13 protein-coding genes are annotated in these 16856 nt (G+C 59.3%); 5 read left to right on the top strand and 8 right to left on the bottom strand.

Annotation, left to right across the window (positions count from 1 at the left end):
• Window positions 1-2 precede the first annotated feature (2 nt).
• The 6 genes from LAO20_05810 to LAO20_05785 form a co-directional block, all read right to left on the bottom strand.
• A complete protein-coding gene (locus tag LAO20_05810) occupies window positions 3-1478 on the bottom strand; it encodes a cytochrome b N-terminal domain-containing protein (GenBank protein MBZ5530928.1) in 1476 nt (491 codons plus the stop codon).
• Window positions 1479-1546: 68 nt separating this feature from the next.
• On the bottom strand, window positions 1547-2080 hold the full coding sequence (locus tag LAO20_05805; GenBank protein ID MBZ5530927.1) for a Rieske 2Fe-2S domain-containing protein: 534 nt from the start codon (window positions 2078-2080) through the stop codon (window positions 1547-1549).
• Window positions 1989-3950 (bottom strand): FAD-dependent oxidoreductase, encoded by a 1962-nt coding sequence (locus LAO20_05800; GenBank protein MBZ5530926.1) that lies wholly within the window; start codon window positions 3948-3950, stop codon window positions 1989-1991. Before LAO20_05800 ends, LAO20_05805 begins: the two co-directional genes overlap by 92 nt.
• A complete protein-coding gene (locus LAO20_05795) occupies window positions 3947-4456 on the bottom strand; it encodes an Rrf2 family transcriptional regulator (GenBank protein ID MBZ5530925.1) in 510 nt (169 codons plus the stop codon). The genes LAO20_05800 and LAO20_05795 overlap by 4 nt, the downstream gene beginning before the upstream one ends.
• Window positions 4457-4673: 217 nt before the next feature.
• A complete protein-coding gene (locus LAO20_05790) occupies window positions 4674-6458 on the bottom strand; it encodes a thiamine pyrophosphate-binding protein (protein ID MBZ5530924.1) in 1785 nt (594 codons plus the stop codon).
• Between the two features lie 13 nt (window positions 6459-6471).
• Window positions 6472-8115, bottom strand: a complete 1644-nt coding sequence (locus LAO20_05785; GenBank protein MBZ5530923.1) for an FAD-binding dehydrogenase — start codon at window positions 8113-8115, stop codon at window positions 6472-6474.
• Window positions 8116-8359: 244 nt separating this feature from the next.
• Between LAO20_05785 and LAO20_05780 the strand changes: the two genes are divergently transcribed.
• Both LAO20_05780 and LAO20_05775 read left to right on the top strand, forming a co-directional pair.
• Window positions 8360-8878 (top strand): DUF421 domain-containing protein, encoded by a 519-nt coding sequence (locus tag LAO20_05780; GenBank protein ID MBZ5530922.1) that lies wholly within the window; start codon window positions 8360-8362, stop codon window positions 8876-8878.
• 94 nt (window positions 8879-8972) lie between these two features.
• Entirely contained in the window at window positions 8973-9764 is a 792-nt protein-coding gene (locus LAO20_05775; protein MBZ5530921.1) for a DUF4337 domain-containing protein, read from the top strand.
• On the opposite strand, the gene LAO20_05770 is transcribed toward LAO20_05775, so the two are convergent.
• Window positions 9761-10774 (bottom strand): hypothetical protein, encoded by a 1014-nt coding sequence (locus tag LAO20_05770; protein ID MBZ5530920.1) that lies wholly within the window; start codon window positions 10772-10774, stop codon window positions 9761-9763. The genes LAO20_05775 and LAO20_05770 overlap by 4 nt on opposite strands.
• A gap of 56 nt (window positions 10775-10830) precedes the next feature.
• Here LAO20_05770 and rdgB point away from each other — a divergent pair, with 56 nt between their 5' ends.
• Genes rdgB through LAO20_05755 form a run of 3 tightly spaced genes read left to right on the top strand, consistent with a single transcriptional unit; the run spans window position 10831 to window position 13974 of the window.
• Window positions 10831-11472: an RdgB/HAM1 family non-canonical purine NTP pyrophosphatase gene (gene rdgB / locus LAO20_05765; GenBank protein ID MBZ5530919.1), complete on the top strand. Its 642-nt coding sequence runs from the start codon at window positions 10831-10833 to the stop codon at window positions 11470-11472.
• A 32-nt stretch (window positions 11473-11504) separates the two neighbouring features.
• Window positions 11505-12155, top strand: coding sequence for a TetR family transcriptional regulator (locus tag LAO20_05760; GenBank protein MBZ5530918.1), 651 nt, complete (start codon window positions 11505-11507; stop codon window positions 12153-12155).
• 34 nt (window positions 12156-12189) lie between these two features.
• Window positions 12190-13974 carry a long-chain fatty acid--CoA ligase gene (locus LAO20_05755; protein MBZ5530917.1) on the top strand — a complete coding sequence of 595 codons (1785 nt, stop codon included), beginning with the start codon at window positions 12190-12192 and terminating at the stop codon, window positions 13972-13974.
• Window positions 13975-14146: 172 nt separating this feature from the next.
• Here the strand turns inward: LAO20_05755 and LAO20_05750 are convergent, their stop codons facing one another.
• Entirely contained in the window at window positions 14147-15580 is a 1434-nt protein-coding gene (locus LAO20_05750; GenBank protein MBZ5530916.1) for a hypothetical protein, read from the bottom strand.
• Window positions 15581-16856: the final 1276 nt, after the last annotated feature.

Here is a 16856-nt window from a genome sequence, read left to right as displayed (position 1 = left end):
AATTAGTGTCCGGGCCATTGGGACGGCGACCAGTAAAAGACCCAGTTCGGTCCGCGGAAATACGTCCCGATGACGGTGAGAACGATGAAGCCGCACAGGAAGCACGTGAAAAGAGCCATGGCGCCTGCGCGGGTTGAGCTGTATTTCTTCACACACCACACCGAGTACGCGCCGTAAGCCAGCGTGAGGAGCGTGCCAGGGTTGATGGCAGTGATGACCAGTTGCGGAATGTGCGGGAACCACTCCCGCAGCCAGCCAAAGTGGATGACGAACGATTCAATCGCCAGCGACGCGCCAAAGCCGACCAGCAGCGACCGCATGGCGAGCTTCTTGCCTCCCGGCCCGCCGAACCATTCGCCGGTGCCTTCGGTTTCGCGGTCGAGATACGGGATCAATCCCAGGCCAAGCAGCACGATGGTGGGAATTCCGATCCCGCCCATGAACGCCGAGAAGGAAACTAACTCCTGCAGTCCCAGGAAATACCAGGGCGCTTTGGCCGGGTTCTCCGGCACCATGGGATTGGCCAGCTCTTTCAGCGGCGCGTCGGAAAGCAGTGCCAGCGCCACGCAGATCAGCGTGGTCAACATCAAGACGGCAAGTTCGCCGTAAAAAAGATGCGGCATGGAAGGCACGGTGGCTTCCGGCCCTTTACCCACTGCCGCAGTCTTCCCGCGCACGATGGCCGCCAACTGATACGTCTTCTTGGGCTGCTCGGTGAACACCGGATAGGTTCCGGTGATGGGCCCCACGCGCTGGTCAGCGTCAACAGGCCTGGCCAACCCGCCATCTTTGCGGATACGCCAGAAATGAACGGCGACGATCAACGCCAGCACCAGCGGCAGGATCATCACGTGCAGCAGGTAGAAGCGGATCAGCGCTTCCGGGCCAACGGTGTCCGATCCCAGTAGAATGAGCCGCTGCAATCCCCCGGGATCAAAATGCTGCGTGATCCCCAGCGCATTTGTTACCTCCTGGGGTGACGCTGCAATGTTGGCGCCAATGGTAATAGCCCAGTACGCTAACTGGTCCCAGGGCAGCAAGTAGCCGGTGAAAGAAAGGCCGAGCGTGACCACCAGCAGCGCCATTCCCATGAGCCAGTTGAACTCGCGCGGCTTGCGGTAGGCCGCGGTATAGAACGCGCGCGCCATGTGCAGGATCACCGTCACTACCATCACGTTTCCCGCCCAGCGATGGATGTTGCGCATGAAGCGGCCGGTGGGGACCACGAAATGAATGTCCTTGATGGATTGATAGGCAACGTCAGGGAAAGGCTTGTAATAAAACATCAGCAGGATGCCGGTGACCAGCGTGATGACAAAGGCCGCAAACGTCGCCATTCCCAGTCCCCAAGTCGTTGCCCAACGCAAACTCCAGCGATGCGTGCGCACGGAATGAAGATGGAAGAACACGTTGCCAAAGACAAACGTGGAACGCGTGCGGTCGGTCTTGGGAGCGCCACCGCGAAACGCCGTTTCCATGAAGTGCCGCGGCGTCGCCTTCAGGTTCTGCCAGAAGACCTGCAGAGCGGAATTGCGGTCCGGGGCGCTCATACCTTCAACCTCGTGCCGGAAGCCACGTTGCTGCCCTCATCCACGTAGAGCGTGCCGGCCTGTTCTTTCACTTCCAGCCAGGGCAGCGCGCGCGGCGCCGGACCCTTGGTCACGGTGCCGTCATGGTCATAACGCGAGCCGTGGCAGGGGCACTCAAAACCTTCTTCCGTTGGCTTGACGATGCAACCCAGATGCGTGCACACGCGGGAGATTGCGTACACGCCTTGTTCGTCGCGATACACGGCCACGTTGCGGCCCGGAGGAGTGAAGGCTTCGCCCGCCGCCAAGGTCGCCGGCAGCGTCACGCGAAAACGTTTGGATGGAGACGACAGGACAGCGGCCTTGGGCAGGCGCAACATCCCAACGAGCCCGAACAGCAGGGCCGACCCTGCAGCCCACAGGGACATGAGTCCCAACACATCGCGACGGCTCACCGGCTCAGGATCGAGCCGCGAGCGCCCGGTCTTCTGTGTCTCGCTCATTGGTCCTCCAATCCGTGCGGAACATGACGCGTTCCATGGTGATGGCATCCACCGGGCAGCGCAGGGCGCAGAGCCCGCAGCGGATACAGCGGTCTTCATCTTTCAAAATGGCTGAGTTGGCGGCGAGATCAGCGTCTTCGCCGAGCGCGACGCCGATCTCCCGGGCAAACGCGTCGTCGCCGAACAGGTCGCCCAGGCTCACCAGCTTCAGGCACTGCGTGGGACAAACGTCGGCACAGCCGCCGCAGAGCACGCAGCGCGTGCCGTCAAAGATGGGCGCCACGCCGCAATCCAGGCAGCGCGAAGCTTCGCGCATGGCCAGTTCCTGCGTGTAGCCGCTCTCCACACAGACCGCCGGGTGCTTCAGCCGGTCTTCCGGCTCCGTGGTGGGAATCGCTTGGCGGCGAATGTTTTCGTAGCCGCGTTCACGGCGATAGAGTTCAAGCACGCGATGGGAGGCCACGGCCTCAAACTGCAACTTGTTGCCGGTAAGCGACTCGTAAATGGAACGCGCCGCGGCTTTGCCGGAAGCCACGGCATCAATCAACAGCCGCGTACCGTGCGCCAGGTCGCCTGCGACGAACACGTTGTCGGCCGTGGTGCGCAGTGTTTGCGCGTCCACCTTGGGCCAGCCGGGACGCATCATCTCAACGTCCTTGCCGCCGTCTTCCAGGAATTTGAGGGCCGTGCTCTGTCCGACGGCGAGCAGCACGGTGTCACACGGCACCGGGCGGGTCATGGTGTCGTCATACGTTGGGGCGAAGCGGCGATTCTCGTCATACACGCGGGTGCACTTGCGGAAGAGCACGCCGGAAACGGAGCCATCATCGCGGCGCTGGATTTCCAGCGGCCCCCAGCCGTTCAGCCGCTGCACACCTTCTTCATCACCTTCGCGGATCTCCACGGTGTCCGCGGGCATTTCTTCCAGGCTCTCCAGTGAGACCAGCCAGACTTTGCTCATGCCAGGCAGACGGGCCGCGGTGCGGGCCGTGTCATAGGCAATTTGCCGGACCACGGTGCGGGCCACGTCATAAGCCACGTTGCCGCCGCCAACCACCACCACTTCACGGCCGATATCAATGGGTTCGCCCAAGGAAACGGCTCGCAGCAAATCCACGCCGCCGTAGACGCGCGGCCCGCGTTCGCCGGGCAGTCCCAGGTCGCGAGAGGACTTTGCGCCCACGGCGATCAACACGGCGCTGAAATCCCGGCGCAACTCGGCGAAGCTCACGTCCTTGCCGATGGAAACGCCGCAACGAATCTCAACGCCCAGTGCCTGGATCACCGCAACTTCTTTGGCGATAATGTCGCGCGGCAGGCGATACGCAGGCACGCCCACCGCCAGCATGCCGGCGGGGACCGGCTCAGACTCAAACACCACGGGTTTGAAACCGAGCAGGGCCAGATCGTGCGCTGCGGAAAGCCCCGCAGGACCGGCGCCGATAATGGCGATCTTTTCTCCACCCGCTTGCTTCACCCGGCCATCCACAGAGGCGCGCAGCAACGCGGCCATTTCGTCCGCGTGGGCGGCCACTGGAGGAATGAACGCTTTTACATTACGCAGCGTGACGCCGGGGCCTTGTGCCTCAGGGCCGTAAAGATCGCAGGCAAAACGTTTCAGCGCGCGAATGGCGATAGGACGGTCGTTGGCGACGAAGTTGCCGTCATCATCTACGCGCGGAATCTTGCCGCGACGACAGGCCGTCTCACAGGGCGCACCGCAGATTCGTCCGCAGATGGAGGCAAAAGGATTGGGACCTCGGGCGATCAGGTAGGCTTCTTCAAAGCGGCCTTGTGCAATGGCCCGCACGTAACCGCGCGCGTCGGTGTGCACCGGACACGCCACCTGGCAGGAAATCTGATCCTGCTGGTACTGCTCGGAAGGAATGGAAACGCGCAGCTTCAGGAGATCCGTCATGGTCTCGCGGTTCCTCTCGCTAAGCCGGCTTTCGTTGAGCGCGTTTTCGGTGACAACGGCGCAGGAAAACCGGCGATCAAGCAGTGCATCGTTCCGGGCAGCCTGCCAACTGGTCCGGGCGTTTTTTCCAGATGCGCCAAATTCCAGCGCGAGAGAACTTGAGTGACGGCGTGCTCCAGTTCCAGCGTCGCGCGGTGAAAAGCGCAAGTGCTCTGGAGGTTGAGGACTGGCTGGCAATAGCCGCCGACGATCGCGCCCTGGCAAGCTTGAACAATTTCAAGCATGGAGATTTCTGAAGTTGGCCGGTTGAGAAAAACGCCGCCTTTGGTCCCGCGCTCCGCCCGTAAAATTCCCGCCCTGACCAGAAGGCGAAGCACCTTGGCCATATAAGCGGGCGATTCATTCAAGCGGGCGGCAATGCTGCGCGGGGACAGGACGTTGCCCGGCGCGTCCCCGGCGACTACCAGCAAAGCTCGCATAGCGAGTACGGAGGTCTTGTTAATCACGGCCCGTCTAATTCCGACAATATTTATCGTCTTTGTCGGTTATGGCGGAATGTGACGGCGGTCACGGTCGGGCGTGATTCCGGCAAAGGGCCGCGATTTTCGGATCGTGACTCAAATCATCGCCCATGCGGAAGTGAGCTGGGACCGCTCTTGCGAGGGAACCTGAACCGGCGCGTTCAATAAAAGGAGGCAACGCGCCTTCGGCGCGTGGTCTCGTTCATCCCGTCACTTTTCTCACCAGCGCCCTGGCGATGAACCGCAGACGGTCACGCAGCGGAAAACGCTTCAGCGCGGTCTTGACCACGCCCTTGGTAAAGCGCGTGCGCTTGGAGTAGTCCACGTGAACGTCCACGATGACCGGCTTGTTCTTTGCGGCGCAGGCCAGGGCGTCGCGAACCGCATCGCTGATCTGGCCATTGTTCTCGATGGCCACGTAGTCTGCGCCGGTGGCGTCGGCGATGCCCTTCAGCCGCAGCGTACCAAGAACGGTGCACGGTTTGCGGTTGTAGGGAATTTCCTGGCCCTGGGAAATCTGGCTGAGCTCGCCGTCGTCGAAAACGAAGTACGCAATGCCCAGGCCGAGCGTGGCCGCGGTGATGGTCTCCAGGCCGGTCATCAGGAACGCGCCATCGCCCACGATGCTGACGACTTGCCGATCAGGGCTGGCCAGCTTGGCGCCGACGGCTGCCGGCACGGCGTATCCCATGGCGTTGAAGTCGGTGGGTGAAACGAAGACGCGCGGACGCCGCACTTCAAACAGCTCAGCGGCGAGGAAGGTGTGGTTGCCGTCGTCCACGGTCATGATGGCGTCGTCGTTGAGCTGGCGCCGTAGTTCCTGGAAAAACGGCGCGGGATTGACGCGGTCGGTTTGGTGTGCCCGCCATTCTTCGCGATAAGCGGCTTTGTCGGCGGCGATGCGGGCTTCCACGTTGCGGCGGCGCGCGGTTTGGTCGGCAGCGCCGGACTGAAGCCGCGCAAGAAGCTGTGGGACGATGAGACGCGAATCGCCCAGTAAGCCGACCTTGGCCGGATAGTTGCGCCCAATAGCTTTGGACGAGATATCAATGTGGATAAGGTTCTCCGGCACTGGACACCCGAAGCTGCCGGTAGGAATCTCGCCAAAGCTGACGCCGATGGCCAGCATGCAGTCACATTTGGCAAAGGCATTTTCCGCGGCGGGCACCGCGGCCCGGCTGAATCCCATGCCGGTGTGCAGCGGATGGTCGCCGGGAAAAGCGGAGAGGCCTTGCAGCGTGGTGGAAACCGGCGCGCCCAGCAACTCAGCGATTTTGGCCACGGATTCGGCGACGTCAACCGCTCCCCAGCCGACGAAGATTCCTGGCGAGCGGGCTTCGCGAAGCAGACGAACCGCGGCGTCCAGCTCGTTATCAACGAATACTGGCTCCGGCGCGTAGGGAGTGAACGCGGGCACGTCGTCCACCGCTTGCGAAAACAATTGCAAGTTGACGGGAATTTCCACCAGCACCGGCCCTGGCACGCCGCTCACCGTGGTGCGGTAAGCCTCAAAGATCACCGGCACAATATCGCGATGTTCAGTGATCTTCCAGGAACGCTTAACGATGCCGTCCACAAGGCGCTGCTGGTCAATTTCATGCAACTGGTAGCCGAAAGGAACGTCCGTGCGCGCTCCGCCGGTGATCACTAGCAGAGGAATGCCGTCCAGGTAGCATTCGCCAATGCCGCTCATGGCGTGGGTAACGCCGGCCGCAGGCACAATTACCAGGCAGCCGATCTGTCCGTTGGACGTCCGGCTGATGGCGTCGGCGGCAAACGCGCCGCAACACTCGTGCGTAACCAGGACGGGCCGGATCTTCTCCGACTGGTTCAGCTCGTCGTACAGCTCCGTGGTGTGGACGCCGGGAATGCCGAAGGTGTGCGAGACCGGCAGTTGCTCCAGCGCGTAGCGGGCAAGCCACGCGCCGGTTTTGCTGCCGCCGATGCGAATGCGTTGTGCTGCTTCTGTTTGAGTTCCGCTGGCCATATTCTCCACCTTCTTACTTCCCGATGCTTCTGCCGGCGACGCGACCCGTGAGTATACAACCGCCCAGGAACGTGCCTTCGAGCGAGCCTTTGCCGTGGATGCCGCCGCCGCCGAATCCTGCGGCTTCGCCCACAGCGTAGAGGCCGGGAATCGGCTGGCCGTCGACGCGCAGCACGCGGCACTGCATGTCCGTCTGGATTCCGCCCAGGCTCTTGCGCGCCAGGATGAACTCGCGGATGGCGATCAGCGGACCAGCTTTGGGATCAAGAATGCGCTGGAAGTTGGATGTGCGCACGCGGTCGCCGCGGTAGTTGCGGAAATTCGCGATGCGCCGCAGCTGGTCGTCATTGTGAAACTTGGGACCGCGCCCAATCATGTCATCCCACGCTTTGATGGTAGCTTCCATCTGAGCGCGGTCGAGCCGCTGGCCGAAAAGGTTCGCCGCATCCATGCGCTCCATCAACTCAGGCAACGTGTCAGCGACCACAATGTCGTCCGGGCATTCGCGAATCAGCCGCTCAACGAGTTCTTTATTGCCGAACATGACGCTCTTGAGCAGCGCGCGCCGGTCTTTGTAGCGAAACGCGGTCATGTAATCGCAGCCGGAAACCGCCAGCTCACGGATGGCGATTTTCCAGTTCATCACCTGCCACGAATATTGGCCGGGCTGGCGAAGCACGCTCTCCACCAGATGGCGGGTGTCGCCGTACACCGGCATGGGGCCTGGAGTCATGATGCGTTCTCCGCGGGCGTTGAGCCACAGGGCGGAACGCGGTGGCACCAGGCTGAGGCCGTCGTCAGGCCGGCGCTTGGCAGGGTGGTGTATGCCCGCGGCGTAGTGCCAGTGCAGGTCAAGGTGGGTTATGGCCCCGCCCAGCGCGGCAACTCGATTGTGCAGCATGCCGTCACCGTAATCATGCGCGCCGTTGAGCAGCTTCGTCGGCGGCGCGCCCCACGGCTTGTACCAGTTGGCACGCAGGGTGCTGAGATCGCCACCGCAGATTCCGCCCGAAGCAATCACCGTGTGTTCGGCAGAGACGCGAACCTCCTGGCCGGAATCGACAGGATCCCTAGAATTAATGGTCCGGCCACGGACGCCCGTAGCCCGGCCATTGCTCATCTCAATCGCGGAAACTTCTGTATCGAACAGCAATTCAAGATTGGCGCGTTTCGGGTGGGCGTCCAGCGCGTTCAGCAGGCAGTGGATGATTTCATGTCCAGTGCCCCACACGATATGCCAGCGCGGGACGGTATTGCCTGGACCGTAAATTCCGCGCTCCGCCCAGTTGACCACGGGCAGAAACTTGATCTGGTGGCGATTGAGGAACTCAAAAATGTATTCGCCCGAATTTTCGCAGTAAAGCCTGGCCCACTGGCGAGGCCAATCGTCGTTGGCCTCATAGCCGGCAACGCTCTGCCAGTCGCGCCACGCCAGTTCCGGCGAATCCTTGATGCCCAGACGGCGCTGGTGGGGCGTATCAATCATGTGCACGCCGCCGAACGACTGCTTGGCCAGCCCGCCAAAGTTTTCCCGCTTGTCTTTGTCAATCAGCAGGACGCGGTGGCCGGAATCAAGGAGTTCATAGGCGGTGACAATCCCGGCCAATCCGCCGCCGGCGATGACGACGTCAGTCTTGAATTGTTTGGAATCGGCCATAGACAAGCTAGTTCTTCGCCCTGAACCAGAGGATAGCATTCGGCAGTGGGTCAGTTTAATGAAAACTGACCCACTCGCCGGTATCAGCATCTAGCGATTCGCGTGCGAATCGCGGGCCTTCAGGCAGACGTTCATCGCGCCAGCGATGAACGTCTATCAAACTGACCCACTACCTAACATTTAGTTTAAGTGTTTATGCGGCAAACATCTTCTATAATGCCGCTGCGCCAAAGGCGCCGACCTTATGCTGACCAACTGGGAATCCGTGCTGCAAATCGTCCTCCGCACCAGCGTGATTTACGTTTTAGTGCTGGTGGGCATCCGCCTGACGGGCAAGCGCGAGGTCGGGCAGATGACGCCGTTTGATCTTACTCTGCTTCTTCTGCTGAGCAACGCCGTGCAGAATGCCATGGTCGGGCAAGACTCGTCTCTGCTGGGCGGCATTGTGGCCGCGATGATGTTGCTGGGCCTGAATTACCTGCTGGCGGAGGTGGCTGGATTCAACCGCCGCTTCCGCAAGCTGGTGCAGGGATCGCCCACGCTCCTGATTCACAACGGCCAATGCATCACTGACCATATCGCCAAAGAGCATCTTTCCATGGACGAACTCAACCGCGCTCTGCGCGAACACGGAGTCAATGAGATTAAGGATGTGGCCCTGGCCGTCCTGGAAGTGGACGGAGCCATCAGCGTGCTGAAGTATGACGACGTCCCTGAAGCAATCCGGCCGCAAAAGCGGCTGCGTTTTCTGCATCGCCATTGAAGAGAAGTTCAGATTTCCCAAGGTTTGCTAAGCTGCGATGGGGCCACAAGTATTTCTGATCTAGAACTAAATTCTCAAACATCAGGAAGAAACTATGAATGTTGAAGAAATCAAAGAAGGCGCAGAGCACGCGCACGAGGCAGGCGAAAAAAGCATTGGCTTGACCATGGCCGTCACCGCGGTACTGCTGGCGATGGCCACGCTGTTGAGCCATCGCGCACACACCGAAGAGGTGCTCCTCCAGGGAAAAATCGTGGACGACTGGAGCTTTTATCAGGCCAAGCACGGGCGCGCCCACAGCTACGGCTCGTCGGCGGAAGTGGCGGCGTTGCTGCCCAACGGCAAAGACGTGGCGCTCCGGGACTACAAGAAGTCCCTGGAAGAGGAATGTGGCGTTCCGCCGGAAAAGGGCTGCAGTAGCCCGGTGAAGGATTCAGCCATATTGGCGCCCTTGTTGAGCCAGGCTTCCGCAGAGAAGAAGGACAAAGAGGAAGCAGAAGAACCGGCCGCCAAGGAAGGCCAGGCCCACAAAGCCAACGATGCTGAAGCGCACAGAGCCAGCGAAGCCAAAGAAGGCGAAGCCCACAAGGCGGAAACGAAAGAATCAGGCGGAGCGCACGCGGCCAAGGAAAAGGCGGAAAAGGAAAAGCCCGGCAAGCCCGGCGCCGTCCAGATTCAAGAACAGGCCCGCGAGCGGGAACATGAGCAGGCACTCATTGAGCACCAGGCCAACTTCTATGACGGCTCAGAGCTCCTGCTGGAAATCTCCATTGTGCTCTGCTCCATCTCGCTGCTGGCAGGGTCCAAGCTTTACTGGAGAATGTCTTTTCTAACCACCATCGCCGGCGTAGCGGTTGCGCTGTATGGGCTCTTGATGCTGCACTAACGCGTGGTGTCCAGGGCCACGCCGTTCACGCCGTTGGCCACCAAACCGGTGCCGGCCCCGCTGATGATGCGCGCCGGCGGCACGTTCCCGTTGGCTGCGTTGGTGTTGGTATAGATCAGGATGCTCCCGGCGAGGTTGTCCGCCACGTACACTTCGCCGGTGGTCACCGTCTTGTTGAAGGCCAATTGGCCCGGCGACGCCAGCTTGGTCGCGCTCCCGGTGATGTTTGCGGCCGGCGCAATGTTCCCTGTCGCCGTGGAAGCCCCGCTGTAGATCGTAAGGCTCAGCGGCGCTGCGGCGTTGCTGACCAGCAAGCGTCCGTTGCCGTCCAGAACCAACCCGCTGGGTGACGAGAGCAGGGTGGCGGGTCCGGCAATGGCGCCGCCGATGATTCCCACCACGTCCTGGCTGCTGGCTCCATCCAAGCGGTCCAGAATGTTGTTGACCGGGTCGGCGACGTAGAGCTGATTGTTGGTGGCGTCTAGAAACAACGCGCCAATCGTAACTCCCATGTTGATGTTGCGCACCGGCGGCGCATTGCCGTTGATGGTGGACGCCCCGGCATAGACCAGGATATTCGTGCCGCTGGCCACGTAAAGCAGGTTGTTGGCTGGGTCCAGCGCGATGTCGGTTGGCGCGGCAAGCAGAGTGGCCGGGCCGGCAATGGTCCGGTTGGGCGCTACGTTGCCGGTGGCCGCGAAGACGTTTTCAAATACCAGGATTGCGTTATTGCCTTGGTTGGCCACGTACAGCCGGTTGGCCGCCGCGTCCAGCAGGATGCGGCGCGGTGAAGAGAGCCCGGTGAGCGCTCCGGAAATGGTGACGGTGGGGCCCACGTTGCCGTTGGACGTGAACGCGTTGTTGAAGCGCAGGATCGCCGTGGGTGTGGCCACGTACAGCTGGCCGCCTGCTCCTCCCCCGCCGCTGGAAACGGTGTTTACCGCCGGAGAAACACAGCCGGCCACCAGAAGAGATGTTCCCAACAGGATCGCGAACCACCGCTTGGCCATGGACTTCACCTCAATTTCCAACGAACTCTTGCTCTCAAGCTATCATGATAAACAAAATGCCCAGCGCTCCTCGACTATATCTGGCTACGACCAATCCTGGTAAACTGCGCGAGTTCGCAGAAGCCGCGCAGAGCCTGGGCTTGTCTCTGGCCATGCTGCCCGGCCTGGAAACGCTTCCTGCACCCGTTGAAGACGGCGACACCTTCGCCGACAACGCCCGCATCAAAGCCGAATACTACAGCCGCTTTGCTCCCGGCGCTCTGCTGCTGGCCGAAGATTCCGGCCTGTCCGTGGACGAACTGGACGGCGCTCCGGGAGTTTATTCCGCCCGCTATGCGGCCATCGTCCGTGATGGCGCCGCAACCCATGAGAATTCCAGCGACGAGGAAAACAATCGCACGCTGATCGCCCAGTTGGAGCGCTTGCCTGCCGGCAAACATGCGGGCAAATACGTTTGCGTGATCGCCCTGGCCCGCGACGGCCAGACTCTGGCGACGTTTACCGGAGAGGCCCGCGGCGAGCTGCTTTCATCACCCCGTGGCACAGGCGGCTTCGGTTACGATCCGCTGTTCTACTTCCCTGCGCTGGGCAAGACGTTTGCCGAGTTGAGCCTGGAAGAAAAGCGGCGACACAGCCATCGCGGACAGGCGATCCGGCGGTTGCTGGAGGCACTCCCAAAAATCATAGCCTCACTATGATTTCCATTGCCTTACTCTGCAAATCCAAGTAGATTCATCACTTCCTAGCCGTGAAACGTCCCACAGAACCGACCTCGAAAACCGTGAGTGGCACGTCTGGCAAGCACCAGCGCATCCTGGACGCGGCCATTGAAGTCATTGCCGAACACGGTTTTTTCCATTCCCGGGTGTCGGAAATCGCTGACCGCGCCGGCGTAGCCGACGGCACCATCTATCTTTACTTCAAAAACAAAGACGAACTTCTGATGGCGGCCATTGATTCGGCCTTCCACCGCTTCATCCGCCGCGCCCAAACGGCGCTGGACCAGATCGGCGATCCCCGGGAGAAACTGCGCCGCATGGCCTTCCTGCACCTGGAAGGGCTGGGCGCAAACCGTAACCTGGCCATCGTCTTCCAGACCGAACTAAGGCATAGCGCCAAGTTTCTGGGCGAGTTTTCCCACAATCTGATGGTCGAGTACTTTGACCTGATCAAAGGCGTGCTGCGCGAAGGCCAGACCGCAGGTGTCTTCCGTGCCGACATGTCCGTAACCATCGCCGCGCATTGCTTCTTTGGCGCTGTGGATGAGATAGTTACAACGTGGATCCTTTCTGACCGCGACCGTGATCGCGATCACCAGCTTTCCAGCCTGGCGGACTCGGTAGTCTCCATCGTTCTGCAGGGCGTGGAAACAGCGACATAGTTTTTCGAGAAACAGTTTTCGAGAGCGCGAGTTTATGGAAACCAGGACTCTAGCCGATATCTTTCTTACCTCGGTGGCGCGCAACCTGCAGCGCCACGTGATGGTCAAGCGCGGCGCGGAGTGGCAGGTCATTTCCTCCTGGCAGCTCTACGGCTACGTGGCCACCATGGCCCGCACTCTCCGGCAATGGGGCCTGGACAAAGGCGACCGCGTCGCCATTCTCAGCGAGAACCGGCCGGAATGGATGATCGTGGACTTTGCCTGCGTGTGCAGCGGCATTGCCGACGTGCCCATCTATTCCACGCTCACTGCCGAACAAACCTTGTACCTCCTGCAGAACTCCGGCGCGCGCGTGGTTTGTGTTTCAACACTGGAACAGCTGAGGAAAGTGCAGTCCATTCTGTCGCAGACCAAGGTGGAAAAGATCGTGATGTTTGACGACCTCGCGGAAGTCAACGTGGTCCCCATCTGGAACTTGCTGCGCGGTTCGTCCACCGACCGCGACCCCGACTTTGATGCTCGAGCCACATCCATTCAGCCGGACGATCTGGCCACGCTGATTTATACCTCGGGCACAACCGGCGTCTCCAAGGGCGTGATGCTGACGCACGGCAACCTGACTTGCAATGCCGAGATGGCCAGCCACCACGCCGAATGGATCGTGGGCGACGTCTATCTATCCTTTCTGCCGCTTTCCCACGTGACCGCGCGCCACCTGGATTACGTTTGCTATCTCAACGGAGTGGTCATCGCCTACTGTCCGTTCTTTGACCAGTTGCCGCAGATGTTTCAGGAAGTGAAGCCGAGCATCGTCGTCGCCGTGCCGCGCGTGTACGAAAAAGCGCGCCAGGAGTTTGAACGCCACGCTCCCCGCGGCATCAAGAAAACCATCCTGGAGTGGGCGCTGCGCGTGGGCGAAAAGCATAAACCGGAAATCGAGCGCGGCGAAAAACCCGCCAGCCTGGCCTGGAAGCTGGCCGACCGCCTGGTGTACTCCAAGCTGCGCCGCGGTTTTGGCGGCAACGGTCGCGCCTACTTCTCCGGCGGCGCTCCGCTGGGCTACGACATGTCAGACTGGTACTGCAAAATGGGTATTCCCATTTTCGAAGGCTACGGTCTGACGGAAACTTCTCCGGTGATCTCAGTCAACCGCGTAGGCGCGTTCAAGATCGGATCGGTAGGCAAGATTCATGACGGCCTGCAAGTAAAACTCGCCGAAGACGGGGAAATCCTGGTAAAAGGCCCCACCGTCTTCAAAGGCTACTGGAACATGCCGGAGGAAACCCGCAACTCCTTCACCAGCGACGGCTGGTTCAAGACCGGCGACATCGGCCAACTGGACGCCGACGGCTTCCTCAGCGTGACCGACCGCAAAAAAGACCTGCTGAAGACCTCCGGCGGCAAGTTTATCGCCCCGCAGCCGATTGAGAATGCCCTGAAATCCAACGTTCTGGTGGCGCAGGCCGCGTTGATCGGCGACAAGCGCAAGTACGCGTCGGTGATCATCTCGCCGCACTTCCCCGTGCTGGAAGACTGGGCGCGCGCCAACGGTGTGACCTTCCAGAACCACGGAGACCTGGTCAACTCGCCCAAAGTCCGCGACCTGTATCGCGGGATCATTGAAGACTTGAACAAAAAGCTGGCGCAGTACGAGACCATCAAGAAGATACTCGTGGTTCCCGACGAGTTCACCGTGGCCGGCGGCGAAATCACTCCCACCCTGAAGCTCAAGCGCCGCATCATCGAAACCAAGTACAAAGACCAGATCGAAGAGCTCTACCAGGAACCGCATCCGGTGGAGACAGCGCCGGTGGGGTGAGGCTTTGAACAGAGCCTATCGCGGATGAGCGCGGAATTGTTGGGTAACTCGATAGGCTAACACGACCATTTACCCGTGTAAGTGTGGGATCGCCTAAGAACACAATTTCAATGTTTGACGTTGCCCCAGACATCTTAAGAACTCGAGCAACGCCGAGAAACTGCAAAATCAGTTAGGGCTTGCCCTGCTTTATCAGCTTTAGGACACTAGGCAGTTTTTGTTTGATCCCTCTGTCGGAAGTTAGTCTGCCGGGTGAGATGGCTTTCATGTCTCTCAGAAACTCGAGCAACGCTGGAGATGAAATTTTCGGCTCAAGCAGCTGAAGCAGCCGCGAGAACTTTTGTTGCGGAAGATTGAACTGCAGCTTACTGCCGATGACTGTGTCAGTAAATGATAGTACCGCAATCGCTGCCTCCTTCGAACCAAACCCTTGGATTAGAGCTTCGTACACAGTTTCTGCGTTGTAGGCAATTCCGTTGCCGTTCGTAAGATAGACCTCAACAATTGTGTGCACATATTTCGTCGCCACTTGGGGTGGGATGCCAGTCTGTCCCACTATCCGTTGTAGCTCGTTGGCAAAGGGCGGCTCATTGTAGAAGTTGTTGAAGCCACGATGAGCAGTTCTGAGATTCTCTAGCGCGCTGTCGATCAACGTTGCCCTGAGATCCTGGGGTATGTACGACAAACCGGACACAATCTGCAGAAAATCGTAAGCCAGAGCCTTTTCTTTCTGCTCGTTATTCGCAACAAACTTTCCATATTTGATCCCGAATTGGCCGCGCGTATCCTCATCCACCAAATCCCACAAAATCGGCAATAACAGTCGGATGTTATCTCGCGTTTGCGGCAACGTATCTTCTCTTGTGTAAATACCAAAGAAACCTGCTGCCAGATTGTTCGCTTGTTCCTGAGCGAGATTCTGAAAGAACAGCCCTATGTTCTTTGCGTCATTCGCACTAACCTTTGTTTGCTTGATGTTGGCGAGAAGCTTTTTGATTTCAACGGCGATGTTTGACAAGGGTAACGAAATCACTTCGCGAATGCAGATCTGAAGCCACGTAACGACTTCTAAGCCGGACAATTGATTTTGGTTTGGGTGCGCAGCGCTTGCCCAATTCCTCATATAGCGAATAAAGTCGAGGTGTCGGTACCCGAAGTCGGAGATCAGGCCGATTTCTTTCGCCCCAAGAATGAGCTCGCTGTCGTCTATTTTTTCGAGATCATCAGGCCCGTGCAGTCTTTTTCTCTTCTCTGAACTTACTGCATTATCGTAGAAATAGGAGATGTCGTACTGCCGAACCCTGTTCCTGAGCTCGGCTACCGTCTCATTCCACAAGTAGTTCAGCGCTGCATCGAAAAGGCCGCTGGCCACCGCCGCGACGAACTTGGAAATATATACGGAGTCCGTCCGTCTCGATGGCTCGAGCTTGGCAACGACCGCAGAGAGGTTCTCGAATACAATTTGACGTTCAGATATGGGGACGAGAATGTCTTCCGTTGGAAGCCCATTGGCTTCGATCATACTGAGCAATTGATTTTCGAATTTTGTAAGCTCCTGGCCGGTCTGTGTAACTACAAGCGCGGTACTCTGTTTCTTGTCGTCCATATGTTTATTCATCCTTGCTCGAAAACCCCGATAAGACTTTGTCTGTCCGGGTAGCGATGCCTCAACGATAGCCGCTCGTCGCTTAGCTAGCAAAACACTTTCATCTCTCAGAGCGAGTTGCGCGCTTTAAGGACTGTGACTTTGTCTAGCTTACGCGAAAAACAGGCCTCAGAGCGCTTCGGCCGTTATCTGTCGTCCGCTTGACGCGGGACTGGGAGTACCGCGGGCACGACAGTTTCCTGTGCCGCACCTACGGCGCTCGCGTCTCATAAGCACGCTTACCCAGGGCTTACGCACCTGGGCTAGTCTCTTTCGCCCCTTTCAGGGGCTGGTACATGGTGCTATCGGGCAGGCCCGATTTCCTTAGGGGAACTGTATTGGGGTTATTGAAGGGCTACTATCAATCGTCCCGCTGGCGCGGACTGGATCTTTCTGGTTGACTGCTGCCTCGTGGACTTGGCAATCCAGCGCAAGATCAACACATTTCGGGGAGAACTCCCCAGCGGCATGGCAAGGGAAAGAGTGCCGGGACCCTTCGACTCCGCGCCGGCGATCCTTCGTGGGCGGCAAATGTTGGTGGCGCTGCGCTCAGGGTGACAGACGTTGAGGCTATTTGTGACTGCCTGACGACCCATTAACTGAGCCATCGGATTGCCAGCGATGGTTAACGCTTGTCTCTAGTCTCTTTCGCCCCTTCCAGGGGCTGGGCCCTTAACCGGGAAGGAGGAACTGGATTCACGTGGGTAGCGGGCGCCTTGGGACCGTTGCCTCGTTTCGCTTCGCGAAAGGCAGGCCTGAAGGCGTGCCCTGCAAATCTATCGGCCGTCCCGCCGAGGCGGGACTTGGGAAGCCACTTGGGGCGAGGCTCGTTGTACTGCCCGCGCGCGCAGACGAATCCTGATGCGTATGCTCGATACGCGCCAGCAGGTCTTCACTTGTCTGTGCTCAAGGAATAGCCACCGATTGACCTTCAGGACACTTGACACGCGTGCAGACGGATGAACTATTTCCCTATAGCGTAGGCGAAGCAAAAACGATAAAATATTATCGCTTTGAGCTGCGAGCCGCCAGCTCCTGTTCGAAAGCCTCTCCGCCCAGGCGGACGTTTTATTCGAGGTTCTTTGAAAACCAGTGATTTCGCTCAAGAGTCCCCAAGTGTCTGCGCCTGAAAGAGTTAGCAGTAGATATTACTACTAATTCAACAGTTGGGTCACCGTTGGGTCGAATGAAATAAAGCCTGTGTTTGCAACACGCACCTTAGGGGAGGGGTGGGGGT

This window comes from Terriglobia bacterium, from assembly GCA_020072815.1.
GTDB lineage: Bacteria > Acidobacteriota > Terriglobia > Terriglobales > Acidobacteriaceae > Angelobacter.
This window is presented reverse-complemented; position numbering and strand designations above follow the sequence as displayed.

Coding starts and splice junctions, on each gene's coding strand:
- LAO20_05780 (MBZ5530922.1), top strand. CDS start 8,360: ATGCTGACCAACTGGGAATCCGTGCTGCAAATCGTCCTCCGCACCAGC.
- LAO20_05810 (MBZ5530928.1), bottom strand. CDS start 1,478: ATGGAAACGGCGTTTCGCGGTGGCGCTCCCAAGACCGACCGCACGCGT.
- LAO20_05805 (MBZ5530927.1), bottom strand. CDS start 2,080: ATGCCATCACCATGGAACGCGTCATGTTCCGCACGGATTGGAGGACCA.
- LAO20_05775 (MBZ5530921.1), top strand. CDS start 8,973: ATGAATGTTGAAGAAATCAAAGAAGGCGCAGAGCACGCGCACGAGGCA.
- LAO20_05790 (MBZ5530924.1), bottom strand. CDS start 6,458: ATGGCCAGCGGAACTCAAACAGAAGCAGCACAACGCATTCGCATCGGC.
- LAO20_05785 (MBZ5530923.1), bottom strand. CDS start 8,115: ATGGCCGATTCCAAACAATTCAAGACTGACGTCGTCATCGCCGGCGGC.
- LAO20_05770 (MBZ5530920.1), bottom strand. CDS start 10,774: ATGGCCAAGCGGTGGTTCGCGATCCTGTTGGGAACATCTCTTCTGGTG.
- rdgB (MBZ5530919.1), top strand. CDS start 10,831: ATGCCCAGCGCTCCTCGACTATATCTGGCTACGACCAATCCTGGTAAA.
- LAO20_05750 (MBZ5530916.1), bottom strand. CDS start 15,580: ATGGACGACAAGAAACAGAGTACCGCGCTTGTAGTTACACAGACCGGC.
- LAO20_05800 (MBZ5530926.1), bottom strand. CDS start 3,950: ATGACGGATCTCCTGAAGCTGCGCGTTTCCATTCCTTCCGAGCAGTAC.
- LAO20_05755 (MBZ5530917.1), top strand. CDS start 12,190: ATGGAAACCAGGACTCTAGCCGATATCTTTCTTACCTCGGTGGCGCGC.